Source organism: Actinomadura graeca, assembly GCF_019175365.1.
Taxonomy (GTDB): Bacteria; Actinomycetota; Actinomycetes; order Streptosporangiales; family Streptosporangiaceae; genus Spirillospora; species Spirillospora graeca.
Genome location: NZ_CP059572.1, coordinates 7,657,070 through 7,681,738, shown reverse-complemented (window position 1 = coordinate 7,681,738; position 24,669 = coordinate 7,657,070). Strand labels below are relative to the sequence as shown.

The following is a 24,669-nucleotide window of genomic DNA, read 5'->3' as shown; positions in this document are numbered from 1 at the left end:
GAAGGAAGGCGCGCCAGCGCCTGACGCCAAGGGCACTGCAATAAAACCTAACTACCCCTCGATGGGCTCGGCGTTGAGGAGTCCTTCGCGGGTTTCGCGCAGGGCGATGGAGAGGGGCTTCTCCTGGACCTGCGTCTCGACGAGGGGGCCGACGTACTCCAGCAGGCCCTCGCCGAGCTGGGCGTAGTAGGCGTTGATCTGCCGCGCGCGCTTGGCCGCGATGCTGACGAGGCCGTACTTGGTGTCGACGACTTCGAGGAGCTCGTCGATCGAGGGGTTGGTGATGCCCTCACTGCTGGCTGCCACTCGGTGGCCTTCCACTAGACGGCGATCCCCGTCCGCCGACGAGGCGGCGGGTCACTGACGGTCAGCCATCAAGGCTAGCAGCTCATTGCACACGTCCTGGACGGAGGTGTTGACGAGCGTGACGTCGAACTCCTTCTCGGCGGCCAGTTCGACGCGGGCGGCGTCGAGGCGGCGTTCGATGACGTCGGGGGGTTCGGTGCCGCGGCCGGTGAGGCGGCGGACGAGTTCGTCCCAGGAGGGGGGCGCGAGGAAGACCAGGCGGGCTTCGGGCATGGTCCGGCGGACCTGCCTGGCGCCCTGGAGGTCGATCTCCAGGAGGACGGGCTCGCCGCGGGCGAGGCGGTCCTCGACGGGGCGGCGGGGGGTGCCGTAGCGGTTGCCCGCGAACTCCGCCCATTCGAGCAGCTCCCCCTCGGCGACGAGCCGGTCGAAACCGGCGTCGTCGACGAAGAAGTACTGCACACCGTGGCTTTCACCCGGCCGGGGGGACCGGGTGGTCACCGAGACCGACAGCCACACCCGGGGGTGTGAGCGCCGGATCTCGGCGACGACCGTGCTCTTGCCGACGCCTGACGGCCCGGAGAGGACCGTCAGCCGCCGGTGGAGCGGGCCTAGTGGCTTGGAGCCGTCCGGCGCAGGAATGGGTGCGCCGGAGCCGGACGGGATGGAGCCGGCCTGGGATGGACCCGAGCCGGCCGCGGCGGACTCGCCGCCGCGCCCGTCCGTGAGTCGCGCGTCAGCGGTTCGCACTTCCGCCGAACTCACGCTCCAGGGAGGCGCGCTGGTTCGCGCCGAGGCCCCGCACGCGGCGGGACTCGGCGATACCCAGACGCTCCATGATCTGCTTCGCACGGACCTTGCCCACGCCGGGCAGCGATTCCAGGAGGGCCGAGACCTTCATCTTTCCGATGACGTCGTCGGACTGTCCCTCCTTGAGAACCTCGGCGAGAGAGGTTCCCCCGTGCTTGAGCTTGTTCTTAACCTCGGCCCGCTCCTTGCGCGCCTTGGCAGCCTTCTCCAAGGCTGCGGCGCGCTGTTCGGGGGTTAGGGGCGGAAGAGCCACGCCGGGTCACCTCAGGTTTCCACTCGACGGAGTCGGACGGGTTGGGAAACTAGCGAGTTCACGCCCCTTTAGGCAACGTGAAGTGCCGTTTAGCCCGCCACAAATTCATGAAAATCACTCCCCGGAGTGTCCTGAATACGGATTGTACACAACTCAGGACCGTCGGCACCCCATCCCCATGCCTTGCTGGGACTTTCGCATGATCGTGAAAATCCCCCCTTTCTGACCCGATTTGCGGCACCAAGTACCCAATTGCCGCGGCGACCGGGCCGTGTACGGGGCCGCACGACCATGATCCCGGCACTCCCCCGGGCCCGCGCACCGGCCCCCGCGGAGGCGTGGATGTGACGTCGAACACACGTCGGGGACGGCTAGTGACGCTCGTCACGCCGGGCCGTTCCGCACGTCGGGGCCGCACCGCGCCTGCCATCCTCGTCACAATCCGCCCGCCAAGATCGTTTCGCCCCCTGGAGGCGCCGCCGCGTCCCGCTCCCCGCTCCCCTTCGCTCCCGCCCTCGGCCGCGCCTCCTCCGGAGGCCGCCGCCGCGCGGAAACGATTCCAACGGAACCGCCGTGACAACTCGGAGTAACGGTGCCGGCAAACCCCGTGTCCAGGTGAACGAGTTCGGCCGTTCGCCACGTACCGGATTGTGGAAGACGGCGCCGCCCCATTGGCATTGAGAAGAAACGACTAAGAACGATCCAGCACGCCTGAGTGGGGTCGGCGCTAAACGCTGCCCAGAAAGCAGAACCCACCATCCCGGCACACGTGCGCCACTCCCGTCCCGAGGGCTACGGGGCGCCGGCGGAGGTGCGCCGCAGCGCGGCCGCGATGCCCGCGGCGGCGGCGCCGGGGTCGGGCGCGCCGGTGATGGGCCGGCCGATGACCAGCAGGTCCGCGCCCGCGGCGAGGGCCTGCTCGGGGGTGGCGACCCGCGCCTGGTCCTGGGCGTCGGCGCCCGCCGGGCGGACGCCGGGGGTGATGAGCGCGATGTCCGGGCCGACCTCCGCGCGGACGGCGGCGGCCTCCTGCGGGGAGCACACGAGCGCCTGGGCGCCCGCCTCGACGGCGAGGACGGCGAGGCGGCGGACGGCGTCGGGCGCGGGGCCGTCGAGCCCGATCGCGGTGAGGTCGGCCTCCCGCAGGGACGTCAGGACGGTCACGGCGGCGATCGCGGTGGACGGGGCCGCCTCGACCGCCGCGCGGATCATGGCGGGCCCGCCGGCGGCGTGCACGGTCAGGTAGGCCGGCTTGAGCCGCGCGACGGCGCGGGCGGCGCCGCTGACGGTCGCCGGGATGTCGTGCAGCTTCAGGTCGAGGAACACCTGGACGCGGCTGGCGCCGCGGACGCTGGCGATGACGTCCGGCCCGTACCGCAGGTACAGCTCCAGGCCCACCTTGACGGTGGAGACGTGCGGGGTGACCAGGGTGGCCCAGCGCGCGGCCGTCTCCAGGTCGGGGGCGTCCAGGGCGACGGCGATGGGGGCGGCGGTCACAGGGTCTCCTTCTCGGGCTCTTGGGGGCGCACCTGGGGCGGCACGTAGCCGGCGGGCTTGTGCGCGAGGCCCACGGCGTCGGCGAGGCGCGCGATGCGGCGCGCCGCGAGGGCCTCCTCCAGTTCGCGGAGCACCCGCGGCCCGGCGTTCGGGTCGTGGAACAGCGCGGTGCCGACGGCGACCGCGGAGGCGCCGGCGAGGATGAACTCCAGAGCGTCCAGCCCGGAGGCGACGCCGCCGACGCCGACGATGGGCGTGCTGGGCAGGGCGGCGTGCACCTGGTAGACGCAGTGGACGGCGACCGGCCGGATCGCGGGCCCGGACAGGCCGCCCGACACGCCGGTGAGGCCGGGCCGGAGCGTCCCCGGGTCGATGGCCATGCCCTCCAGCGTGTTGATCAGCGTGAGGCCGTCGGCGCCGGCGTCCACGCACGCGAGGGCGATCGTGACGATGTCGGTCACGTCGGGCGCGAGCTTGGCCAGGACGGGCACGCCGGGCCTGGCGTGCGCGCGGACGGCGCGGACGACCGCGGCGGCGGCCGAGGGGTGCCGGGCGAACATCCGGCCGCGGTCCTCGACGTTGGGGCAGGCGACGTTGACCTCGATGCCGGCGACGCCGGGGACGTGGCGGAGCCGCAGGGCGAGGTCGCCGTACTCCTCGACGCTGTTGCCCGCGAGGGACACGATCACGCGGACGTCCTGCTCGATCAGCCACGGCAGGTCACGTTCCAGGAACGTTTCGATCCCGGGGCCGGGAAGCCCCATGGCGGTGAGCAGGCCGCTCGGTGTCTCGGTCACGCGGGGGGTGGGACGGCCCGCGCGCGCTTGGGCCATCACCGAGGTGGTGACGAACGCTCCAAGGCGGCTCAGGTCGAAGAACTGGGCGAGTTCCCGTCCCGTCCCACCGCAGCCGGAGGCCGTCAGGACGGGATTGGGGAGCTCCAGGGCCCCGAGGGTGGTCCGGACCCGGTCGCTCACTGGGAGCCCCCTTCGGAGACGCTGAGGACGCGCGGCGCGCCGAGCGCGTCGAACGGGATGGTGCCGAGGTCGCCCCAGCGGACGCGGTCGCCGCGCAGGACGGGCCCGTCCGCGCAGGCGCGCACCATGCGGGTCACGCCGTCGTCGCCGTGGACGGGGAGCATGCACGTCATGCACACGCCGGTGCCGCAGGCGCCCGTCCGCTGGAGGAACTCCTCGACCGACACCTGGGACGGCAGCCCGAACTCCCCGGCGGCCTGCGTGACGGCGCGCAGCAGGCCGGTGGGGCCGCACCCGTACACGACGTCGGCGCCGGTCTCGCGCAGGACGCGGGGCAGCACGTCGCGGACCGTCCCCCGCTCGCCCATCGAGCCGTCCTCGGTGGTGACGGTGGCGGAGTCGCCGATGCGCTGCGCCATGCGCGATCCGAACACGGCCTTGGCGTGGGGCCCGCCGAGGACGAAGTGGATCTGGCAGCCGCGCCGCAGGAGCGTGTCGGCGAGCGCGAACACGGCGGCGCCGCCGGGGCCGCCGCCGACGAGCAGGCAGGTGACGGGGTCGCGCGGGAGGCGGAACGGGCGGCCGAGCGGCCCGAGCAGGTCGACCTGGTCGCGGGAGCGGCGCCCGGCGAGCCAGGCGGTGCCGGGCTCGGTGTCGGCGAACACGATCTCGACGGTGCCGCCGTAGTCGGACTTGACCTCGTGCACGCCGAAGCAGCGGCGCGCCAGCCGGGAGGTGTGCTCGCCGCCGATGGCGAGCGCCAGGAACTGGCCGGGCCTGAACCGCTCGGCGACGGCGGGGGCCACCAGCGTCATCGCGTGGTAGTCCTGCACCTGGCGGACCGTCAGGACCGTCGCCGACGTCTGCACCGGTGTGTCGGACACCCGCTCTCCCTCTCCTCGTTGGGCCCGCCGGGCGGGCCGGGCCGACCGCCCGGCCCGCCCGGCGGCCGTCACCGCGTCCCGGAGCGGCCGTGGGCGCCGCTGAGCCGCTCGGCGTGCTCCTGGAGGGAGCGGACGCCGACCTGGCCTCCGGCGACGGCCTCGATGCCCTGGACGGCCGCTGCGAGCCCCTGGACGGTCGTCACGCACGGTACGCCCCGCAGCACGGCCGCGGTACGGATCTCGTAACCGTCGAGCCGGGGCCCGGACTGGCCGGGGCTGCCGAAGGGCGTGTTGACGATGAGGTCCACCTCGCCGTCCAGGACGCGCCGCACGATGGTGGGCTCCCCGTCCGGGCCGGGGCCTTCGCCGTGCTTGCGCACGATCTTGGCACGCACGCCGTTGCGGCGCAGGACCTCCGCGGTCCCTTCCGTGGCAAGAATCTCAAAGCCCAGGTCAGCGAGGCGCTTGACCGGGAAGATCATGTGCCGTTTGTCCCGGTTCGCCACCGACACGAACGCGCGTCCCTTGGTGGGCAGGGAGCCGTAGGCGGCCTGCTGGGACTTGGCGTAGGCGGTGCCGAACACCTCGTCGATGCCCATGACCTCGCCGGTGGAGCGCATCTCCGGGCCGAGGACGGTGTCGACGCCCTGCCCCTGCTCGTTGCGGAACCGGTCGAAGGGCAGGACGGCCTCCTTCACCGCGATCGGCGCGTCCAGCGGCAGGGTGCCGCCGTCGCCCGCCTCGGGCAGCAGGCCCTCCGCGCGCAGCTGCGCGATGGTGGACCCCATCATCACGCGGGCGGCGGCCTTGGCGAGCGGCACGGCCGTCGCCTTGGACACGAACGGGACCGTCCGGGACGCGCGCGGGTTGGCCTCCAGCACGTACAGGACGCCCGCGGAGAGGGCGTACTGGACGTTCATGAGGCCGCGCACCCCGACCCCGCGCGCGAGGGCCTCGGTGGACTCGCGGATGCGGCGGATGTCGTCGTGCCCGAGGGTGATCGGCGGGAGCGCGCACGCGGAGTCGCCGGAGTGGATGCCGGCCTCCTCGATGTGCTCCATGACGCCGCCGAGGTACAGTTCCTCGCCGTCGAACAGGGCGTCCACGTCGATCTCGATGGCCTCGTCCAGGAACCGGTCGACCAGCACCGGATGCTCCGGGCTCGCCTCGGTGGCCCGGGCCATGTACGACTCCAGCGTGACGTCGTCGTACACGATCTCCATGCCGCGCCCGCCCAGCACGTACGACGGGCGGACGAGGACGGGATAGCCGATCTCGCCGGCGATCTCGCGGGCCTCCGCGTAGGAGGTCGCGGTCCCGTGCTTGGGCGCGAGCAGCCCGGCCTTGTGCAGGACACGCCCGAACGCGCCGCGCTCCTCGGCCAGGTGGATGCTCTCCGGGGAGGTGCCCACGATCGGCACCCCGGCGTCCTTGAGCTTCTGGGCGAGGCCCAGGGGCGTCTGGCCGCCGAGCTGGACGATGATGCCCGCGACCTCGCCGGACTGCTGCTCGGCGTGGACGACCTCTAGGACGTCCTCCAGGGTGAGCGGCTCGAAGTAGAGCCGGTCGGAGGTGTCGTAGTCGGTGGAGACGGTCTCGGGGTTGCAGTTGACCATGACGGTCTCGTAGCCGGCCTCGGCCAGCGTGAACGACGCGTGGACGCAGGAGTAGTCGAACTCCACCCCCTGCCCGATGCGGTTGGGTCCGCTGCCCAGGATGAGCACCTTGGGCTTGGCGCCCGGGGGCACCTCGGTCTCCTCGTCGTAGGCCGAGTACAGGTACGGGGTCTGCGCCGCGAACTCGGCCGCGCAGGTGTCCACCGTCAAGTACACCGGGCGGACGCCCAGGGCGTGCCGCAGTTCCCGGACGACCTCCTCCGACAGGTTGCGCAGCTCACCGATCTGGGCGTCGGAGAAGCCGTGCCGCTTCGCGCGCAGGAGCTTGTCCTTGGTGAGCGCGTCGTCGGCCGTGCGGATCTCCTCGGCGATCTCGTTGATGGCCGCGATCTGGTCGAGGAACCACGGGTCGATGCCGGTCGCCTCGTAGACCTCCTGGATCCCTGCGCCCGCCCAGAGCGCGCGCTGGACGTCCCGGAGGCGCCCGTCGTGCGGCCTGCTCGCCGACTCGACGAGGGCCGCGATGTCGGTGTCGCCGGTCCAACTGAACGACGAGCCCTTCTGCTCCAGCGACCGCAGGGCCTTCTGGAGGGCCTCGGTGAAGCAGCGCCCGATGGCCATGGCCTCGCCCACCGACTTCATGTGGGTGGTGAGCGTGCCGTCCGCGCCGGGGAACTTCTCGAACGCGAACCGCGGGACCTTGACCACCACGTAGTCGAGCGTCGGCTCGAACGAGGCGGGCGTCTCGCGGGTGATGTCGTTGCGGATCTCGTCCAGGGTGTACCCGATGGCGAGCTTGGCGGCGATCTTGGCGATGGGGAAGCCGGTGGCCTTGGACGCCAGCGCCGACGACCGCGACACCCGCGGGTTCATCTCGATGACGATCATCCGGCCGGTGCCGGGGTGCACGGCGAACTGGATGTTGCAGCCGCCGGTGTCCACGCCGACCTCGCGGATCACCGCGATCGCGACGTCCCGCATGTTCTGGTACTCGCGGTCGGTCAGGGTCAGCGCGGGCGCGACGGTGATCGAGTCGCCGGTGTGCACGCCCATCGGGTCGAGGTTCTCGATCGAGCAGACGATCACCACATTGTCGCGGCGGTCGCGCATGACCTCCAGCTCGTACTCCTTCCAGCCGAGGATCGACTCCTCCAGGAGCACCTCGCTGGTGGGGGACGCGTCGAGCCCCGCGCCGGCGATGCGGCGCAGGTCGTCCTCGTCGTGGGCGAAGCCGGACCCGGCGCCGCCCATCGTGAACGAGGGCCGCACGACGACCGGGTACCCCAGCTCGCCGGCGGCGGCCAGGCACTCGTCCATCGTGTGGCAGATGAGCGACCGGGCCGACTCGGCGTTCAGGCCGCGCTCGCGCGCGACCTTGGCGACGACCTCCTTGAACTTCTCGCGGTTCTCCCCGGCCTGGATCGCGTCCACGTCGGCCCCGATCAGCTCGACCCCGTACCGCTCCAGGGCGCCGCTCTCGTAGAGCGCTATGGCGGTGTTGAGGGCCGTCTGGCCGCCGAGGGTGGGCAGCAGCGCGTCCGGCCGCTCCTTCGCGATGATCTTCTCGACGACCTCGGGCGTGATCGGCTCCACGTAGGTGGCGTCCGCGAACTCGGGGTCGGTCATGATCGTGGCGGGGTTGCTGTTGACGAGCGTCACCCGCAGGCCCTCGTCGCGCAGCACCCGGCACGCCTGGGTGCCCGAGTAGTCGAACTCGCACGCCTGGCCGATCACGATCGGCCCGGAGCCGATCACCAGGACGGACGTCAGGTCTTCACGGCGCGGCATTACCTCGACCCCTCCATGATCTCGCAGAAACGGTCGAAGAGACCGGCGGCGTCGTGCGGGCCCGCCGCCGCCTCCGGGTGGTACTGGACGCTGAACGCCGGCCGCTCCAGGAGCCGCAGCCCCTCCACGCACCCGTCGTTGAGGTTGACGTGGCTGACCTCGGCGCGCCCGTAGGGGGTGTCGAACGGCCCGTCGGTGGGCGCGTCCACCGCGAAGCCGTGGTTGTGGGCGGACACGTCGACCTTGCCGGTCGTCCGGTCCTGGACGGGCTGGTTGATGCCCCGGTGCCCGAACCTGAGCTTGTAGGTGGGCAGGCCCAGCGCGCGCCCGAAGATCTGGTTCCCGAAGCAGATGCCGAAGAACGGCTTGCCCGCGTCCAGGACTCCCCTCAGCGCGTCCACCGCGTACCCGGCCGCCGACGGGTCTCCGGGGCCGTTGGAGAAGAACACCCCGTCCGGGCCGAGGGCGAGGATGTCCTCGGCCGTGCTGGACGCCGGGAGGACGTGGACCTCGCAACCCCGCTCGGACATCCGGTACGGGGTCATGGACTTGATGCCGAGGTCCACGGCGGCGACCGTGTAGCGCTTCCCGCCGTGCGCCGGGAGCACGTACGCCTCGGACGTGGAGACGTGCTGGGCCAGGTCCGCGCCCTCCATGGACGGGCTCTTGCGGACGCGTTCCAGAAGCGCCTCCTCGCCGGGGGCGAGCGCCTCGGGGCCGCTGAAGATGGCGGCACGCATCGCGCCCTTGTCCCGCAGGTGCCGTGTCAGCGCGCGCGTGCCGGGCATCGCGATGCCCACGACGCCCTGGTCGCGCAAGGCGGATCCCAGCGAGCCGGTGGCGCGCCAGTTGGAGGCCACCCGCGCGGGCTCGCGGACCACGTAACCGGCGACCTGGATGCGGCGCGACTCCGGATCCTCGTCGTTCACTCCGGTGTTGCCGATGTGGGGGGCGGTCATGGCCACGATCTGCCGTGCGTACGACGGGTCGGTGAGCGTCTCCTGGTAGCCGGTCATGCCGGTGTTGAAGACGATCTCGCCGAAGGTCTCCCCCTCGGCCCCGTACGCGACCCCGTGGAACACCCTGCCGTCTTCCAGAACGAGCAGAGCAGGGTTCATTGGAGCTTCCCTTCGAGGACGGTCGGCCTGCCGCGCAGGAACGTGGCGACGACCCGTCCGGGGAGCTCCAGCCCCGCGAACGGGGTGTTGCGGCTCTTGGAGGTCATCGCCGACGCGTCCACGGCGCGGCGCGGCGACGGATCGTACAGCGTGATGTTGGCGGGCGAACCGGCCTCCAGCGGACGACCCTGTCCAGAGAGGCGGCCGATGCGCGCGGGGGCGGACGACATCCGGTCGGCGACGCCGGCCCAGTCGAGCAGGCCGGTCTCCACCATGGCCTCCTGGACGACGGGCAGCGCCGTCTCCAGGCCGATCATGCCCATGGCGGCCACGGCCCACTCGGTCTCCTTGGCCTCGACCGGGTGCGGGGCGTGGTCGGTGGCGACGCAGTCGATCGTCCCATCGGCGAGGGCGTGCCGCAGCGCGGCGACGTCGTCGGTGGTGCGCAGCGGCGGGTTGACCTTGTAGATCGGGTCGTAGGTCCCGGCGCGGCCGTCGTCGAGCAGCAGGTGGTGCGGGGTGACCTCGGCGGTCACCGGGCAGCCCTTGCTCTTGGCCCACCGGATGATCTCCACCGACCCGGCGGTGGAGACGTGGCAGACGTGCAGCCGCGACCCGACGTGCTGGGCGAGCAGCACGTCCCGGGCGATGACCGCCTCCTCGGCGACGGCGGGCCAGCCCGCCAGCCCGAGCGCCGCCGACATCTCGCCCTCGTTCATCTGCGCGCCCTCGGTGAGCCGCGGCTCCTGCGCGTGCTGGGCGACGACGCCGTCGAACGCCTTCACGTACTCCAGCGCCCGCCGCATGATCACCGCGTCGGAGACGCAGTGCCCGTCGTCGGAGAACACCCGCACGCGGGCGGCCGAGTCGGCCATCGCGCCGAGCTCGGCGAGCTGCTCACCCGCGATGCCCCGCGTGACGGCGCCGACCGGCTGGACGTCGCAGTACCCGGCCTCGCGGCCGAGCCGCCACACCTGCTCGACCACGCCCGCCGTGTCGGCGACCGGGTCGGTGTTGGCCATCGCGTGGACGGCCGTGTAGCCGCCCATCGCGGCGGCCTTCGTGCCGGACTCGACGGTCTCGGCGTCCTCCCGGCCCGGCTCGCGCAGGTGGGTGTGCAGGTCGACCAGCCCCGGCAGCGCGACGAGGCCCGCGGCGTCCACGACCTCGGCGCCGGAGGCGTCGAGACCGGACCCGACCGCGGTGATCTCCCCGTCCCGCACGAGGATGTCGGCGGGCGCGCCGCCCAGGATCCGGGCGCCCCTGATCAGGTGGTTCATTCGGAGACCTCCTTGCCGATGGCGGGCTCGGAGCCCCCGAGCAGCAGGTAGAGCACGGCCATCCGGGCGCTGACGCCGTTGGCGACCTGCTCGACGATCGTGGAGCGGACGGAGTCGGCGACGTCCGCCGCGATCTCCACGCCCCGGTTCATCGGGCCGGGGTGCATGACGATGGCGTGCTCGGGGAGCGCCGCCATGCGCTCGCCGTCCAGCCCGTACCGGCGGCTGTACTCGCGCACCGTCGGGAAGTAGGCGGCGTTCATGCGCTCCTGCTGGACGCGCAGCATCATGATGACGTCGCTCTTGGGCAGGACGGCGTCGAGGTCGTAGGAGACCGCGCACGGCCAGGTGTCGATGGCGACGGGCAGCAGCGTCGGCGGCCCGACCACGGTCACGTCGGCGCCGAGCGTGTCCAGCAGCAGCACGTTGGATCGTGCCACACGGCTGTGGAGGACGTCGCCGACGATCGTGACCTTCCGGCCCTCCAGGTCGCCCAGGCGCTTGCGCATCGTGAACGCGTCCAGCAGGGCCTGCGTCGGGTGCTCGTGGGTGCCGTCGCCCGCGTTCACCACGCTGCCCCGCACCCAGCCCGCGAGCCGGTGCGGCGCGCCCGAGGCGCCGTGCCGGACGACGACGCCGTCCGCGCCCATCGCCTCCAGGGTCAGCGCGGTGTCCTTCAGGCTCTCGCCCTTGGACACGCTGGACCCCTTGGCCGAGAAATTGATCACATCGGCGGACAGCCGCTTGGCGGCGGCCTCGAAGGAGATGCGGGTGCGGGTGGAGTCCTCGAAGAACAGGTTGACCACCGTCCGGCCCCGCAGGGTCGGCAGCTTCTTGATCGAGCGGCCCGCGACCTGGGCCAGCTCCTCGGCCGTGTCCAGCACGAGCAGCGCGTCGTCCTTCGTCAGGTCGGCCGCCGAGATGAGATGGCGCTTCATTTCACTCCTCCGGCCGGGCCCAGCAGCACCGCGTCGCGCCCGTCGTTCTCGCTCAGCAGGACGCGCACGGTCTCCCGCATGGAGGTGGGCAGGTTCTTGCCGACGTAGTCGGCGCGGATCGGCAGCTCGCGGTGCCCGCGGTCCACCAGCACGGCCAGCTGGACGGCGCGGGGCCGCCCCAGGTCGTTCAGCGCGTCGAGCGCGGCGCGGACCGTCCGCCCGGAGAAGAGCACATCGTCGACGAGGACGACCACACGGTCGTCGACGCCGCCGGGGGGAACCTCGGTACGTCCCAGGGCGCGCGCGGGACGCATCCGCAGATCGTCCCGGTACATGGTCACGTCCAGGGAACCCCAGGGGACCTTCCGGCCCTCGACCTCGCCCAGGAGGCCCGCCAGCCGCTCGGCCAGCGTCACCCCTCGGGTCTGGATGCCGAACAGCAGGACGTCGTGCCCGCCTTTGGTGCGTTCGAGAATCTCGTGCCCGATCCTCGTGAGCGCGCGTCGGATGTCCGGTTCCTCCAGGACGGCCTTCGGCCGGGGGTCACCGTCTGCCACGCGCGCCTCCGCCGGCCCGTCCGGCCGGGAGGCAGCATTCACCACCGAAACCTCCTTTCCCGCCTCACAGGACGGGTCTTAAAGGACGCCTTGTCCCCGACACCGTAGCAGCCGGGCCCCGCTCGCCCGCACCGGGCGTCCCCCCGTCTTCCCTGGTGAGAGGGGTCACACTCGAACAGGCCGCGCTCTCGGAATGGGGCACGGGAACGGTCCGCCCGGCCGTGCCCGCCGGGCTTCCGGGCGATCCGGGCGGCCCGGATCGAGACCGGTTGATTCGACCGCTTTTTTCCAATCGGCTTGACCTGAAGCCGTCCCCGTTTTACCGTCACTGTCCGTAACCATCCCTGGGGGCGGATTCCCGAGGCCAATGGCTTCGAGAAGCCGTCCACTCCCGGCGACCGCCGGGGTCCGACGACGACGAAAGTGAGCCTGGGGGGCCGCAGAATGCCGTCTGAATACGCTAAGGCTCTCGGCGCGCGCCTGCGCGCCATCCGCACCCAGCAGGGCCTGTCCCTGCACGGTGTGGAGGAGAAGTCCCGCGGCCGCTGGAAGGCCGTCGTCGTGGGTTCGTACGAGCGGGGCGACCGCGCCGTCACCGTTCAGAAGCTGGCCGAGCTCGCCGATTTCTACGGCGTGCCGGTTTCCGAGTTGCTGCCCGGCGGAGCCGCGCCGAGCCCGCTCGGGCCTACACCCAAGCTCGTGATCGACCTCGAGCGGCTGCAGCAGCTTCCGAAAGACAAGGCCGGTCCTCTCGCCCGTTACGCCGCGACGATCCAGAGCCAGCGGGGCGACTACAACGGAAAGGTTTTGTCCATCCGCCAGGAAGACCTGCGTTCACTCGCGGTCATCTACGACAAGTCCCCGAACGAGCTGACCGAAGAGCTCATCACCTGGGGCGTCCTCGACCCGGAGGCGCGCCGCGCCGTCGAGTCGTTCTGATCCGCCCGCACCTTCGCACCAACCGGGGCCTGCCGTATCGCGGCGGGCCCCGTTCGATTGCGCCACTACGGGCCGATCGGACATACCACCCCGTGTCGGACGATGACGGGGTCCGCGGCCGGTGACGGCGGGCCGGAAACGCCCTCCCCGGCCCGCAGAGGCCCCCAGGCGCCCGACAGCCCCCGCGGGCACCACTGGGATCACCCGGCGCGCTCAGACGGCTCCTACGGCCGCTCTGCGGCTTCTCCGCGTCCCCCGGGGCCGGGACGCCGCCGGATGAACCACTCACGTCCCAGCAGGAGCCCGAAGACGGGCACGGGAAGCCGGACGGCCGCGCGCATCACCGCCGCGCCGCGTCCGTCCCCGCGCAACGCGGTGCCGTGCGCGGCGAGGGCCGCCTGCTTCTGCCGGGCGAAGCGGCCGACGTCCACCCGGTGCGTGATGGCCGAGGCCGGGCTGTAAGCGGCCCTGAGCGCCCCGGCGTCGTACGGGAACGGGATGCGCGCCAGCCGGATGAGGCGCGCGAGCCGCTCGACCGCGTCGCGCGGCATCGTCGCCTCCAAGACCGTCCGGACCCCCGCCATCTCGGCGGCGCGGTGGCCCACCTCGTGCACCTTGACGTGGTCCCGGTGGCCGTAGCCGCCGTTGGCGTCGTAGCCGAGGAGCGCGTCGGGCCTCTCCTCCCGCAGGACGGACGCCAGCCGCGCCGCGGCCTCTTCGGTGTCCGCGCGGACGAACCGCGTCCGCCCCGGCGGGTCGGGGTAGAGCACCGCGCCGTGGCCGCTGTCGGCGTAACCGAGGTGCTCGACCCGGTGGGCGCCGAGGATCGCCGCGCTCGCGCGCAGCTCGTCCAGCCGGACCCCGGACGCGGCGCCCATGACGCCGTCCGTGGCCACCACGATCACCACGCGATGCCCCTCCGCCGCCGCGCGGGCGAGGGTGCCGCCGGTGAGGAGCACCTCGTCGTCGGGATGGGCGTGGAACGCCACGATGGTCGCCATCGCCCCATTGTCAGGGCCCGGCGTCACGCCCCTGCGGCGTCCCCGCACGCCAGGACGTCCACGGTGTGCTCGCCCAACGCGGAAGCAGGAGCGCGGCGCGGGGAGCGCGGCGCGGGGAGCGCGGCGCGGGGAGCGCGGCGCGGGGATGATCCGGGGTCGGGTCGCGGCGGCGGGGCGGCTTGGTGGAGCGGGCGCCGCTGGGGCGATCGTCACGGGGGGCGCCGGAGACCGGGGGCGCCGCCCGTGGTGGGAGACGGCGGGGCGGCGGCCCCGGTCTTCGGCATGGCCGTCCCTAAGGAGGTCGGAGGGACGGCCCGGGAGCGGCTCAGCTCGCTTCGGGGATCGGGAGGGTGGGCTGGCTGGTGACGCCGAGGGTGTCCTCGACGAGGGAGACGAACACGCCCGCGTCGTGCAGGAGCTCCTCGGCCTCGCGCGGGGTCACCGCGCGCGGGAGGCCCGCCTCGGCGGCGGCGCGCTTGTCGGCGCCGGCGGCGAAGAAGGCGGCCCACTCGCGCAGTGCCGGCTCGGCCTCGGGCAGCAGCACCCAGACGCTGCGGGGGCGGCCGCGGCGGTGCGTCTCCAGCGGCTCCCTGGACGCCAGGACGGCCGCGGCGGCGCGCAGCGCCGCCAGGTGGGCGCAGACGTAGCGGACGGCGGGCGAGGTGGCCTCGGCGGCCTCGGCCAGGCCCATCCGGGCGGCCTGGATCTGCCCGACGGCGGTGTGGGCCGGGCGGGGTGCGGGCATCGGCCGGTGGCGCGGGCTCGGCGGGACGGACTGGGCGGCGGAGTGGACTCCGCGTGCGGTCGTCGTTCCGGACATGACTGCCTCCTTCCGGGGCTCGGGCCGGCCGGGCGGAGAGCTTCCCCTCACTCCGCCCGGCCGTCCGTCCCGCCCGGCGCATCGCGCTGCCTCCGGGCGGGGACGTCGCCCTGGCACGGGCCGCGAGTCCCGCACCACGTCGAACATAAGTTCGACGCATTCACAGTAAACCGTCCCCGGAGCGATTCGTCAACGTGTTCGAACAGGTGACGGTTTCCGCAGGTCAGAGGGGTGATGACGGCGCGTCACGCCGGGCGGCGGACGTGGACCGGGACACCCGTGCCGACCAGGCGCGGGAAGTACCCGGCGACGTGCATCGGCATCCGCACGCAGCCGTGCGAGGCCGGGAGGCGGGGCACGTCCAGGGCGCCGTGGAAGGCGATGCCGCCGTTGAAGTACACCGGGTTGTAGAGCCGTCCGAGCGGCGAGGTCTCCCAGCCCGAGGCGCGGCGGCCCGTCCGGAAGTCGCCCGTGCCGGTCGTGGCGTAGCGGCAGCGGGGGACGGTCGCACCGCGGTCCTTCGCGCAGTAGTACTCCCCCGACCCGGACGAGATGTGCGTGATGAGCCGCGGCTTCCCGTCCTTGTAGAGGACGAGGTACTGGCGGCGCAGGTCCACGTCCACACGGTCGGCCTCATGGCGCCTGGCCATGGGACGCGGTTGCCGTGGGTGGTCCAGGGCCTTCCAGAAGCTCTTGCCCAGCGTGCCCGTCTGCTTGAGGCGGTTGACGGCTTGGAACGCCCACACCGCGAGCCGTGTGGACGGCCCGTACTGCCCGTCCGCCTTGCCCGGGTCATAGCGCAGGTCTGTGAGGCGGCGTTGGAGGGCCTTGACGTCGGGGCCCTCCGCACCGGGCTTGAGCGTGCGATGCGTGGCCGGGCGCTTGGGCCGGGGCCGCTTGGAGGACGACCGTTCCGGCGCGGGCGAGGCGGCCTCGCCCGCCCTCTCCTTCACGGGCTCGCACGCGCTTGCCAGCAGGACGATCGGGATCAGCAGTGCAGCGCTCTTCCGCATACCCATCGGTCTCCTCGCTTACCGCTGACCTTAAAGTGCTTCCCATGCATCCGAATGCCGAACGTGTCGCGCGGGCGCTGGAAGGTCAAGGGGCGGCCGGGAAGATCGTGGAGCTGCCCGGCTCGGCCCGGACGGCGCAGGCGGCCGCCGACCAGCTGGGCTGCGAGGTCGGGGCCATCGCCAACAGCCTGGTCTTCGACGCGGACGGCGTGCCGCTGCTGGTGCTGACGAGCGGCGCGCACCGGGTCGATACCGCCCGGGTCGCCGCGCTCGTCGGCGCGGAGAAGGTGCGGAGGGCGACGCCGGAGTTCGTCCGGGACGCGACGGGGCAGCCGATCGGGGGTGTCGCGCCGCTGGGGCATCCCGCGCCGATCCGTACGCTCGTGGACGTCTGGCTGGACCGGTACACCGAGGTCTGGGCCGCGGGCGGGCATCCGCACACCGTGTTCCCGACCTCGTACGGGGAACTGCTGAAGATCACCGGGGGCACCCCGGCGGAGGTGGGCTGACGTGGGATCGGGCGGAGACGGCATGGAGATCTGGCACAATCCGCGCTGCTCGAAGAGCCGCGCGGCGAAGGCGGCGCTGGACGAGGCGGGCGTCGAGTACACCGAGCGCCGCTACCTGGACGAGCCGCCCGCCGCGCGGGAGCTGGACGCGGTCCTCACCCGGCTCGGCATGGAGCCGTGGGAGGTCGCGAGGCTGAACGAGCCCGCCGCCAAGGAGCTCGGGTTGAAGGATCTGGAGCACGACCGGACGCGGTGGATCGAGATCCTCGTGGCGAACCCGGTGCTGATCCAGCGTCCGATCGTCGTGACCGGCGGGGGCGCGGTGGTGGCACGTGATGCCGAATCGGTACGGCGGGCCCTCGACAGCCAGTGACGCCGGTGTGATTCTGGGGAACTGAGCCACGACGTCCGGTGACCTCGGAGGGGCGATGACCGCGCAGATGCGCACGGGCCCGGCCGCGCGCGACCCCGCGTTCCGCGGGATCGATCCGCCCGCGCTCAACCAGGTGATCAAACAGCTCCAGGACGCGCAGAACGCGATCCAGGGGTGGCTGAACGGGCACCGGCCGCCGCCGGGCGTGCAGACGACGGGGTACCGGCAGGCCGACCAGGTGGCGCAGTGGGCCGCGGACCAGCTCGGGATGCTGACCCGCCGCTACAACTACGCGATCACGCACCCGGACGGCGGCGGCCCCGACAAGCCGCCGGTCCCGGCGCCCTCGCCGTCGCCCTCGGCCGGTGTGCCGAGGCCCGGGAAGACGGGGGCGGCCCACCCGGTCCGCCCGCCGAGGCGCCAGGCGCCGCCCACGTCGAGGGGCGCCGGCGACCTGGGCAACTTCCCGGACCGGCAGACGGCGTCCAAGGCGGCCAAGAGCGACGCCTTGGCCGTGGCGGCGGCGATCCAGGACGGGCGGCCCGTCCCCGGCCAGGTGTGGAAGCATCTCAAGGCCAACAGCGACGACCCCGACTACACCGAGAAGCTGTACGAGCGGCTCGGCCCCGCCGCCACCGCGGACCTGCTGAAGGCCCCGCACGGCGACAAGGCGCTGGTCAGGGTCGTCCAGGAGTCGCTCGGCACGGCCAGCCACCATCTGACGATGGACGTGAAGTGGCTGCGGGCGTTCCTGGCCGAGGCCGACCGTGCCGGGGTGAGGCCGGTCGCCGTCCAGGTGCTCACCGGGGCGGACATGAGCCAGAGGACGCGCGAGGCCGTCGCGAAATTGCACCTCCGGCGAGAGGACGGATGACATGGCCGCTCCGCCACCCCCCGGCAGCCTGCCGCCGCCGATCGACGCCGTCACGGCCGTCCGGCTGCCCCCGACCGAGCGGCCCAACCCGGACTACGGGCGGCTCTACCAGGCGTACGCGGACGCCTACGGGAGCATCGACCGGCTCAGGCAGGCCCTGGACGCGCCGGTGCGGACACTGGGCGCGACGGACGCGTGGCTCGGACCGGAGGCGCGTCAGTGGGGCGGGCAGCTCGACACCAACCGCGGTGCGCTGAAGAAGGCCGCCGACCGCATCCTCTGGGACATCTACGACGTGCTTTCCGCCACACAGAGGACGGTCACGCGGGTCTAGTCTCTGTGTGGTGAGGGACCCGAAGCTGCGCGAGATCGACGAACGCGCCTTCCTGCGCAGGCTCAACCCGATGCTGGACGTGTACGCCGCCGCGATGGAGCCGCCGGCGGAGCAGCTTCCCGGCCGTCACGCCATCATGGAGCGGCACGCCGCCTACCCGGCCTTCCGCGCGTTCGTCGCCGAACGGCGCGGGGCGCTGCCGGGCCTGGCCGGACCGGTCCAGGGGTTCGCCTACGGGTTCCACGGCACCCGCGGCCAGTGGTGGCACGACGTCGTCTACCAGGCGCTGTGCGACGTCGGGGGGTCGGACCACGCGGAGATGTGGCTGGAGGACCCGTTCGAGGTGGCGGAGCTGCACGTCCACCCCGACGCGCAGGGCAGGGGCCTCGGCCGCGGGCTGCTGACCGCGTTGTGCGACGGCAGGCAGGAGCGGACGGTCGTGCTGTCCACCCTGGACCTCCGGCCCGACAGCCCGGCACGGCGGCTCTACCGGTCGGTGGGCATGGCGGACCTGCTGACCGGCTTCGAGTTCCCCGGCGGCGGGCCCCGCTACGCGGTCATGGGCGGGACGCTGCCCTTGGCCCCGTACCCGGCGCCGTCGAGCAGCCCGTAGACCTCGCGGGTCGCCGTCGACTTGTTGAACGTGATGAAGTGGATGCCGGGCACGCCCTGGTCGAGCAGTTCCCCGCACAGCTCGGCGGCGTGCTCGATGCCGAGCCGCCGCACCGCCTCCGGGTCGTCGCCGACGGCCTCGAACCGGGCGCGGACCTCGGCCGGGAACGGCGCGCCGGACAGCTGCTCGGAACGGTCGATGGTGCTGAGCTGGGTGACCGGCATGATCCCGGGGATGATCGGGATGTCGCAGCCGGCGGCGTCGACGCGGTCGCGCAGCCGGAAGAAGTCCTCCGCGCGGAAGAACATCTGGCTGATCGCGTAGTCGGCCCCGGCGCGGCACTTGGCGACGAAGTGCCGGGTGTCGCTCTCGACGTCGGGCGAGCGCGGGTGCTTGTAGGGGAACGCCGCCACGCCGACGCTGAAGTCGCCGTAGGACCGGATCATCCGGACGAGGTCCGCGGCGTACTCGACGCCGTCGGGGTGCTTGACCCACTCCCCCATGGGGTCGCCGGGCGGGTCGCCGCGCACCGCGAGGATGTTGCGGACGCCGACCGACGCGAACCGCCCGATCAGCTGCCGCAGCTCGGCCTGCGAGTGGTCGACGGCGGTGAAGTGCGCGACCGGCGTGAGCGTGGTGTCGGTGGCGATCCGCTCCACGATGTCGACGGTCTTGTCGCGGGTGCCGCCCCCGGCGCCGTACGTCACCGACACGAAGGCCGGGTGCAGCGGCTCCAGTTCGCGGACCGTCCGCCACAGGTTCCGCGCGCCCTGGTCGGTCTTGGGCGGGAAGAACTCGAACGAGAAGGACCGGCCGGAGGCCAGCAGCTCTCGGACGGTCGGGGGCCGGTCGGGGCGCAGGCGTCGCATCACCCCAGCCTACAGAAGCGCCGCGACCCCGGGGCAGGGGTGATCCCGGACACGTCCCTCACCCCGTAAGGCCCTGTTCCGCGCGATCTGGTGACATCTCCCGGTAAGGCCGCCCCGGCGCGCTGGATACGATCACGGCATGTCACCGAGCCGCGTCCGCAAGCAGGTCGACGGCGCGCTGCTGTCCTTCGTCGCCCGGCAGCGCCCCGGCCTGCTGGCCATCAGCGACGACCTCGCGCCGGTGATGGCCGCCCTGGACGCGCTCCTCGGCGAGGGCAAGCGGCTGCGCCCCGCGTTCTGCTACTGGGGCTGGCGCGCCGCGGGCGGCGACCTGGACGAGGGCATCGTGAACGCCGCCGCCTCCCTGGAACTGCTGCAGGCCAGCGCGCTCATCCACGACGACGTGATGGACTCCAGCGACACCCGCCGCGGGCAGCCGTCCGTCCACCGCCGGTTCGAGGCCCTGCACCGCGCCCAGGACTGGCCCGGCGACGCGACGGCGTTCGGCGAGGGCACCGCGATCCTGCTCGGCGACCTGTGCCTGGCCTGGTCCGGCGAGATGTTCGAGACCTGCGGCCTGGACGACGACCGCCGCCGCCGTGGCCGCGCCGTCTACGACCTGATGCGGACCGAGGTCATGTGCGGCCAGTACCTCGACATGCTGGAGGGCACCCGCGGCGGCGCGACCGTCGAGACCGCCCTGCGCGTCGTCGAGTACAAGAGCGCCAAGTACACGATCGAGCGCCCCCTGCACCTCGGCGCCGCCCTCGCCGGCGGCGGCCCCGGCGTCGCCGCCGCCCTGTCCGGCTACGGCCTCCCCCTCGGCATCGCCTTCCAGCTCCGCGACGACGTCCTGGGCGTCTTCGGCGACCCCGCCGAGACCGGCAAGCCCGCGGGCGACGACCTGCGCGAGGGCAAACGCACCGTCCTCGTCGCCCTGACCCTCGAACGGGCCACCCCCGCCCAGGCCACCGCCCTCCGCCGCCGCCTCGGCGACCCCGACCTCGACCGCCCCGGCGTCGCCGAGCTCCGTGCCATCATCGAGGAGACCGGCGGCCTCGCCGCCTGCGAATCGATGATCGCCGAATACGCCCACGAAGCCGACCGCGCCCTCGCCGCCGCCCCCATCACCCACGAGGCCCGCGACGCCCTCGCCGCCCTGGCGGTAGCCGCAACCGCAAGAAGCACGTGATCTACCTGGGGGGGCGCCCCCCACCCCCCGGCTGCGCGGCACGGGTCTCTTTCAGCGCTGCCCGTCCTGTGACCAGTGGCCCGGGTTGGCCTGCTGCGGCCTTACGTGGTGTTCGCGTTGAACGTCCTGGGAGTCCGGGTGGAGGGCGGCTGAGGCAAAAGATCGGGGTTCCGCTGCCGTGCGCGGCGGTGGCGCGGTACAAATGAGGAAATCTTCGTCCGTCCCCGCCGAGTCGGAGTCCCCCAGTGCCGCACGACACCTCCCGCGGGAGGACGAATCCCCATCCCGCGCGTCCCGCCTCCGCCCGTCCCGGCGTCAAGGCGGGTGGAGCCCAGGCCGCGCGCCCGGCGCGCGCGGCCAGGCCGGCGCGGACGCGGCGGCCCGAGTTCCCGCTCGGGCCGGACGATCCGCGCGGCCTCGGCGGGTACACGCTGCTCGGGCGGCTCGGCGAGGGCGGCCAGGGCGTCGTCTACCTGGGCCGCGACGCCGACGGCGGGCTCGTGACCGTCAAGCTGCTGCGCGGCGGGATCGCGGCGGGGCAGCGCGCACGGAGCCGGTTCGTCAAGGAGGCGGACGCGGCGCGGCAGGTCGCCGGGCGGCACACCGCCCGCGTGCTGGACGCCGACGTGACCGGCGACCGCCCCTACATCGTCAGCGAGTACGTCGAGGGGCCGTCGCTCCAGCAGGTCGTCGACGAGCGGGGGCCGCTGCCGGCGCCGCGGCTGCGCAAGGTCGCGCTGCGCACGGCGGGGGCGCTCGCCGCGATCCACCGCGCCGAGATCGTCCACCGCGACTTCAAGCCGGGCAACGTGCTGCTCGGCCCGGACGGCGCCAAGGTCATCGACTTCGGCGTCGCCCGGACCGCCGACGCGGCGCCGCTGACCACCGGGCCCGTCGGCACACCCGCCTACATGGCGCCCGAGCAGATCGAGGACGAGCCGGTCGGCCCGCCCGCGGACGTTTTCGCCTGGGGTGCGACGCTGGTGTTCGCCGCCACCGGGCAGCCGCCGTTCGGCACCGGGCCGAGCGCCGCCGTCATGCGGCGCGTCACCTCCCGGCAGCCGGACCTCGGCGGCCTGGAGGGGCCGCTGCGGGAGCTGGTGGCACGCTGCCTGGACAAGAACCCGGCCGCGCGGCCGACGGCGCGGCAGCTCGTCCGGGCGCTGCGGGACGGGCAGGCGCCCGCGCCGAAGCCGCGGCCCACGCGCATCCCCCGCTACCGGTGGCGGATGATGCTCGCCCTGGCCGCGGTCGTCGCCGCGGGGTTCGCGCTGGGCGTGCTGTTCTAGAAGGTCACCAGTGCGGCGGGCGCTCCTCCAGGAGGCGGTCGTCGTCGCTGCCGCCGCCGCGCCACTCGCCCCAGCCGGTGTCGGTGTCGTCGGACGTCTGGTCGGGCAGGACCTCCAGGTCGTCGTCCAGGTCCACGGGCCGGTCGTCGTCGGGTCCCTTGCTCATGATCCCCATTGTCGGTCATGCCGGGCGCCGCGCGGGCCGCGGGGTCAGGCGAGGCGGCGTGCGAGCGCGGCGGCCGCGGCGCCCGGGTCGTCGGCGCCGGTGATCGCCCGGACCACCACGACACGGGAGGCCCCCGCGTCCAGGACCTCGCCGAGGTTGCCGAGGTCGATGCCGCCGATGGCGAACCACGGGCGGGACCCGCGCCGCTCGGCGACGTACTCCAGCAGCTTCGGGCCGGGCGCGGCGCGGCCCGGCTTGGTCGGCGTGGGCCACACCGGGCCGGCGCAGAAGTAGTCGACGCCGGGCTCGGCGGCCGCGGCGGACGCCTGCTCGCCGGAGTGGGTGGAGCGGCCGATCAGGACGTCGCCGCCGACGACTTCGCGGGCGGCGGCGACGGGCAGGTCGCCCTGACCGAGGTGCAGGACGTCGGCGCCCGCGGCGCGGGCCACGTCCGCCCGGTCGTTGACCGCGAGGAGGGCGCCGTGCCGCTCGCAGGCGGCGCGGAAGACCTCCAGGTACTCCAGTTCCTGCCGCGCCTCAAGGCCCTTCTGCCGGAGCTGGACGACGTCCACCCCGTTGCCCAGCGCCGCGTCGAGGAACTCCGGAAGGTCACCCTGCCGCTCCCGCGCATCCGTGCAGAGGTAGAGACGGGCCCGGTCGAGCCGGGCGCGGAGCGCGACGGCCCGGTCGGAGGGGAGGTGCCTGGACACGGTGGGGCCGTCCTTCCGGATGCGGTTCGCGGGGCACGCACGGCGGCATGGTGCCGCCGCGCGTGACCCGCGACCTGTCACGTGCGTTCTGCTCCGTCGAGCCTAGGGCCTGTTCTGGCCGGTCAGAAGGCCAGCGCCTGGGCGCGGCGCCGCACCTCGGTGCCCCGGTTCTCGCTCAGCGCCTGGACGGGCGTGCCGGGCAGCGTGTCGTCGGCGGTGAACAGCCAGCGGACCGTCTCCACCTCGTCGAAGCCCGCGTCCGACAGGAGCGTCAGGGTCCCCGACAACCCCTTGATGACCTGGCCGTCCTTGATGAACGCGGCGGGCACCATCGGCTCGCCGTCGCGGCGGACCGACAGGAGCCGGCGCTCGCTGATGAGCTGCTTGATCCGGTTGGGCTTGATCCCGAGGCGCTCGGCGGTCTGCTTGAGGGAGAGCCACTCCCCGGCCAGGGCGTCGGTGCGGGGGTCCAGTGCGCTGTCAACGGCTGCGTGCATCTGCGTCACGCCCCCTGCCTACCACGCCTTCGGAACGCTCAAACCCGCCCGGCGCCCGTTCCGGCCGGTCGCCTTCCGCTACGCGCGAACAGCCTGGCGGACGGGCACGCCGGGGTCGGCTAGCGCGGACGGGTCGACGGGCGTTCGGGCGGCGATCACGCGCCTGGCCTGCACGAGGTCCCGGGGGCGGTTCACGGTCAGGATCGCGTCCAGCCGGTCGCCGGTGAGCCACGCCACGGCCCACCCGGCGCCCGCCGGATCCCCCCGGTGGACGATCCGCTCCGACCCGGTGTGGCCGCCCGCGTACTGCACCATGCGGCCGAACTGCTCGGACCAGAAGTAGGGCACGGCGTCGTAGACCGCGTCCTGGCCCAGCAGGGTCGCGGCGGCCGTCTCCGGCGCGTTCAGGGCGGTGTCCCAGTGCTCGACGAGCAGCCGCCGCCCGTACCGGCCCGACCACCAGGCGGCGCAGTCGCCGACCGCCACGATGTCGGGGCGGGGCGCCCCGTCCTGCGTGAGCACGCGGAACGAGGCGTCGGTGGCGACACCGCGCTCCAGCAGCAGGCCGGAGCCCTCCAGCCAGTCCAGGACGGGGCGGACGCCGATGCCGGCGACGACCTCGTCCGCCTCGATCCGGCCGCCGTCCGCGAGGGCGAGGCCGCCGTCCTCGACGGCCGCGACCTTGACGCCGGTGCGCAGCCCGACGCCCGCCTCGGCGTACCAGGGCGCGGTGAGCGCGCCGGCCTCGGGCCCGAGGGCGCCGGCGAGGGGGGTGTCCGCGGCCTCGGCGACGGTGACCGCGCAGCCCCGGTGCGCGGCGGCGGTCGCGACCTCCGCGCCGATCCAGCCCGCGCCGACGATCACGATGCGGGCGCCCGGGGTGAGCGCCGCGCGCAGGCCGCGGGCGTCGTCGATGGTGCGCAGGACGCGCTGGCGCCCGTCCCCGGGCAGCCGGATCGGCGCGGCGCCGGTGGCGATCACGAGGCCGTCGAAGGGCAGGTCGCCCGCCGTGGACGTGACGACGCCGCCCCGCGCGCCGGGGCGCAGCCCGGTGGCGCGCTCGCCCAGCAGCAGGTCGCAGCGCAGCGCGTCCCAGTCGGCGTCGACGGTGGTGTCGTCCGTGTCACCGGCGAGGACGGCCTTGGACAGCGGCGGCCGGTCGTAGGGCCGGTGCCGCTCCGCCGAGACGAGCGTGAGCGCGCCCGTGTGGCCCCGGGCCCGCAGCGCCTCGACGGCCCGCACGCCGGCCAGCCCGCCCCCTACGACGATCACCCTGTCCATGCCGGTCACCCTAACGAAGCGACCTAAGGGGACGAACGACGAGGTGTCCGGACAACTGCGTACATCGCGGGGGTCGTACAGTGGAGGGGCAAAGGCGCGGGAGTCCGGTGCGACCGGGCTGAGAGGGCGGCTGAACGGGCCGCCGACCGCCACGACCTGATCCGG

At 73.4% G+C, this 24,669-nt stretch carries 27 protein-coding genes; 8 read left to right on the top strand and 19 right to left on the bottom strand.

Annotated features, from left to right (window positions below):
- Nucleotides 1-51: 51 nt before the first annotated feature.
- The 11 genes from rpoZ to pyrR form a co-directional block, all read right to left on the bottom strand.
- On the bottom strand, nt 52-306 hold the full coding sequence (gene rpoZ / locus AGRA3207_RS34210) for a DNA-directed RNA polymerase subunit omega (RefSeq protein WP_026405772.1): 255 nt from the start codon (nt 304-306) through the stop codon (nt 52-54).
- A 51-nt stretch (nt 307-357) separates the two neighbouring features.
- Nucleotides 358-948 (bottom strand): guanylate kinase, encoded by a 591-nt coding sequence (gene gmk, locus AGRA3207_RS34205; RefSeq protein ID WP_231336483.1) that lies wholly within the window; start codon nt 946-948, stop codon nt 358-360.
- Between the two features lie 94 nt (nt 949-1,042).
- Nucleotides 1,043-1,369: an integration host factor, actinobacterial type gene (mihF, locus tag AGRA3207_RS34200; protein WP_021597647.1), complete on the bottom strand. Its 327-nt coding sequence runs from the start codon at nt 1,367-1,369 to the stop codon at nt 1,043-1,045.
- A 792-nt stretch (nt 1,370-2,161) separates the two neighbouring features.
- Nucleotides 2,162-2,866 (bottom strand): orotidine-5'-phosphate decarboxylase, encoded by a 705-nt coding sequence (gene pyrF, locus AGRA3207_RS34195; protein ID WP_231331316.1) that lies wholly within the window; start codon nt 2,864-2,866, stop codon nt 2,162-2,164.
- Nucleotides 2,863-3,843 (bottom strand): dihydroorotate dehydrogenase, encoded by a 981-nt coding sequence (locus AGRA3207_RS34190; RefSeq protein ID WP_231331314.1) that lies wholly within the window; start codon nt 3,841-3,843, stop codon nt 2,863-2,865. The genes pyrF and AGRA3207_RS34190 overlap by 4 nt, the downstream gene beginning before the upstream one ends.
- The gene (locus AGRA3207_RS34185) at nt 3,840-4,727 is read right to left on the bottom strand and encodes an iron-sulfur cluster-binding protein (protein ID WP_231331313.1); all 888 of its coding nucleotides are present in this window, start codon (nt 4,725-4,727) and stop codon (nt 3,840-3,842) included. Before AGRA3207_RS34185 ends, AGRA3207_RS34190 begins: the two co-directional genes overlap by 4 nt.
- Nucleotides 4,728-4,795: 68 nt before the next feature.
- Complete coding sequence (carB, locus tag AGRA3207_RS34180; RefSeq protein ID WP_231331312.1) at nt 4,796-8,131, bottom strand: carbamoyl-phosphate synthase large subunit; 3,336 nt, start codon at nt 8,129-8,131, stop codon at nt 4,796-4,798.
- The gene (gene carA / locus AGRA3207_RS34175) at nt 8,131-9,249 is read right to left on the bottom strand and encodes a glutamine-hydrolyzing carbamoyl-phosphate synthase small subunit (RefSeq protein ID WP_231331311.1); all 1,119 of its coding nucleotides are present in this window, start codon (nt 9,247-9,249) and stop codon (nt 8,131-8,133) included. Before carA ends, carB begins: the two co-directional genes overlap by 1 nt.
- Nucleotides 9,246-10,529: a dihydroorotase gene (locus AGRA3207_RS34170; protein WP_231331309.1), complete on the bottom strand. Its 1,284-nt coding sequence runs from the start codon at nt 10,527-10,529 to the stop codon at nt 9,246-9,248. The genes carA and AGRA3207_RS34170 overlap by 4 nt, the downstream gene beginning before the upstream one ends.
- Nucleotides 10,526-11,467 (bottom strand): aspartate carbamoyltransferase catalytic subunit, encoded by a 942-nt coding sequence (locus tag AGRA3207_RS34165; protein ID WP_231331307.1) that lies wholly within the window; start codon nt 11,465-11,467, stop codon nt 10,526-10,528. Before AGRA3207_RS34165 ends, AGRA3207_RS34170 begins: the two co-directional genes overlap by 4 nt.
- Nucleotides 11,464-12,024, bottom strand: coding sequence for a bifunctional pyr operon transcriptional regulator/uracil phosphoribosyltransferase PyrR (gene pyrR, locus AGRA3207_RS34160; protein ID WP_231331305.1), 561 nt, complete (start codon nt 12,022-12,024; stop codon nt 11,464-11,466). The genes AGRA3207_RS34165 and pyrR overlap by 4 nt, the downstream gene beginning before the upstream one ends.
- 444 nt (nt 12,025-12,468) lie before the next feature.
- Between pyrR and bldD the strand changes: the two genes are divergently transcribed.
- Entirely contained in the window at nt 12,469-12,963 is a 495-nt protein-coding gene (gene bldD / locus AGRA3207_RS34155; protein WP_067463081.1) for a transcriptional regulator BldD, read from the top strand.
- A gap of 224 nt (nt 12,964-13,187) precedes the next feature.
- Here bldD and AGRA3207_RS34150 read toward each other — a convergent pair whose 3' ends face one another.
- The 3 genes from AGRA3207_RS34150 to AGRA3207_RS34140 all read right to left on the bottom strand — a co-directional run bounded on the left by AGRA3207_RS34150 (nt 13,188) and on the right by AGRA3207_RS34140 (nt 15,797).
- Nucleotides 13,188-13,964 carry a PIG-L deacetylase family protein gene (locus tag AGRA3207_RS34150; RefSeq protein ID WP_231331303.1) on the bottom strand — a complete coding sequence of 259 codons (777 nt, stop codon included), beginning with the start codon at nt 13,962-13,964 and terminating at the stop codon, nt 13,188-13,190.
- Between the two features lie 325 nt (nt 13,965-14,289).
- Nucleotides 14,290-14,784, bottom strand: coding sequence for an SAV_6107 family HEPN domain-containing protein (locus tag AGRA3207_RS34145; protein ID WP_231331300.1), 495 nt, complete (start codon nt 14,782-14,784; stop codon nt 14,290-14,292).
- Between the two features lie 245 nt (nt 14,785-15,029).
- Nucleotides 15,030-15,797 carry a L,D-transpeptidase family protein gene (locus AGRA3207_RS34140; RefSeq protein ID WP_231331299.1) on the bottom strand — a complete coding sequence of 256 codons (768 nt, stop codon included), beginning with the start codon at nt 15,795-15,797 and terminating at the stop codon, nt 15,030-15,032.
- Nucleotides 15,798-15,841: 44 nt separating this feature from the next.
- On the opposite strand from AGRA3207_RS34140, the gene AGRA3207_RS34135 reads away from it, so the two are divergent.
- From AGRA3207_RS34135 to AGRA3207_RS34115, 5 genes are read left to right on the top strand one after another with little or no spacing between them, the layout of a single operon-like run.
- Nucleotides 15,842-16,306, top strand: a complete 465-nt coding sequence (locus AGRA3207_RS34135; RefSeq protein ID WP_231331298.1) for a YbaK/EbsC family protein — start codon at nt 15,842-15,844, stop codon at nt 16,304-16,306.
- 22 nt (nt 16,307-16,328) lie between these two features.
- Nucleotides 16,329-16,679, top strand: a complete 351-nt coding sequence (locus AGRA3207_RS34130; RefSeq protein ID WP_231331296.1) for an arsenate reductase family protein — start codon at nt 16,329-16,331, stop codon at nt 16,677-16,679.
- Between the two features lie 55 nt (nt 16,680-16,734).
- Nucleotides 16,735-17,553, top strand: a complete 819-nt coding sequence (locus tag AGRA3207_RS34125; RefSeq protein WP_231331294.1) for a hypothetical protein — start codon at nt 16,735-16,737, stop codon at nt 17,551-17,553.
- A gap of 1 nt (nt 17,554) precedes the next feature.
- Nucleotides 17,555-17,887, top strand: a complete 333-nt coding sequence (locus AGRA3207_RS34120) for a hypothetical protein (RefSeq protein WP_231331292.1) — start codon at nt 17,555-17,557, stop codon at nt 17,885-17,887.
- A gap of 10 nt (nt 17,888-17,897) precedes the next feature.
- A complete protein-coding gene (locus AGRA3207_RS34115; RefSeq protein ID WP_231331291.1) occupies nt 17,898-18,500 on the top strand; it encodes a GNAT family N-acetyltransferase in 603 nt (200 codons plus the stop codon).
- Here AGRA3207_RS34115 and metF read toward each other — a convergent pair.
- Nucleotides 18,437-19,369: a methylenetetrahydrofolate reductase [NAD(P)H] gene (gene metF / locus AGRA3207_RS34110; RefSeq protein ID WP_231331289.1), complete on the bottom strand. Its 933-nt coding sequence runs from the start codon at nt 19,367-19,369 to the stop codon at nt 18,437-18,439. The genes AGRA3207_RS34115 and metF overlap by 64 nt on opposite strands.
- Before the next feature lie 139 nt (nt 19,370-19,508).
- Here metF and AGRA3207_RS34105 point away from each other — a divergent pair, with 139 nt between their 5' ends.
- Together AGRA3207_RS34105 and AGRA3207_RS34100 are read left to right on the top strand one after the other, a co-directional pair.
- Nucleotides 19,509-20,561 carry a polyprenyl synthetase family protein gene (locus AGRA3207_RS34105; protein ID WP_231331286.1) on the top strand — a complete coding sequence of 351 codons (1,053 nt, stop codon included), beginning with the start codon at nt 19,509-19,511 and terminating at the stop codon, nt 20,559-20,561.
- Nucleotides 20,562-20,806: 245 nt separating this feature from the next.
- Nucleotides 20,807-21,850, top strand: coding sequence for a serine/threonine-protein kinase (locus AGRA3207_RS34100; protein WP_231331284.1), 1,044 nt, complete (start codon nt 20,807-20,809; stop codon nt 21,848-21,850).
- 4 nt (nt 21,851-21,854) lie between these two features.
- Here AGRA3207_RS34100 and AGRA3207_RS34095 read toward each other — a convergent pair whose 3' ends face one another.
- The 4 genes from AGRA3207_RS34095 to AGRA3207_RS34080 form a co-directional block, all read right to left on the bottom strand.
- Nucleotides 21,855-22,016: a hypothetical protein gene (locus AGRA3207_RS34095; RefSeq protein ID WP_231331283.1), complete on the bottom strand. Its 162-nt coding sequence runs from the start codon at nt 22,014-22,016 to the stop codon at nt 21,855-21,857.
- 44 nt (nt 22,017-22,060) lie between these two features.
- A complete protein-coding gene (thiE, locus tag AGRA3207_RS34090) occupies nt 22,061-22,726 on the bottom strand; it encodes a thiamine phosphate synthase (protein ID WP_231331281.1) in 666 nt (221 codons plus the stop codon).
- A gap of 122 nt (nt 22,727-22,848) precedes the next feature.
- Nucleotides 22,849-23,223 (bottom strand): Rv2175c family DNA-binding protein, encoded by a 375-nt coding sequence (locus AGRA3207_RS34085; RefSeq protein WP_231336482.1) that lies wholly within the window; start codon nt 23,221-23,223, stop codon nt 22,849-22,851.
- Nucleotides 23,224-23,301: 78 nt separating this feature from the next.
- Nucleotides 23,302-24,504: an NAD(P)/FAD-dependent oxidoreductase gene (locus AGRA3207_RS34080; RefSeq protein ID WP_231331279.1), complete on the bottom strand. Its 1,203-nt coding sequence runs from the start codon at nt 24,502-24,504 to the stop codon at nt 23,302-23,304.
- Nucleotides 24,505-24,669: the final 165 nt, after the last annotated feature.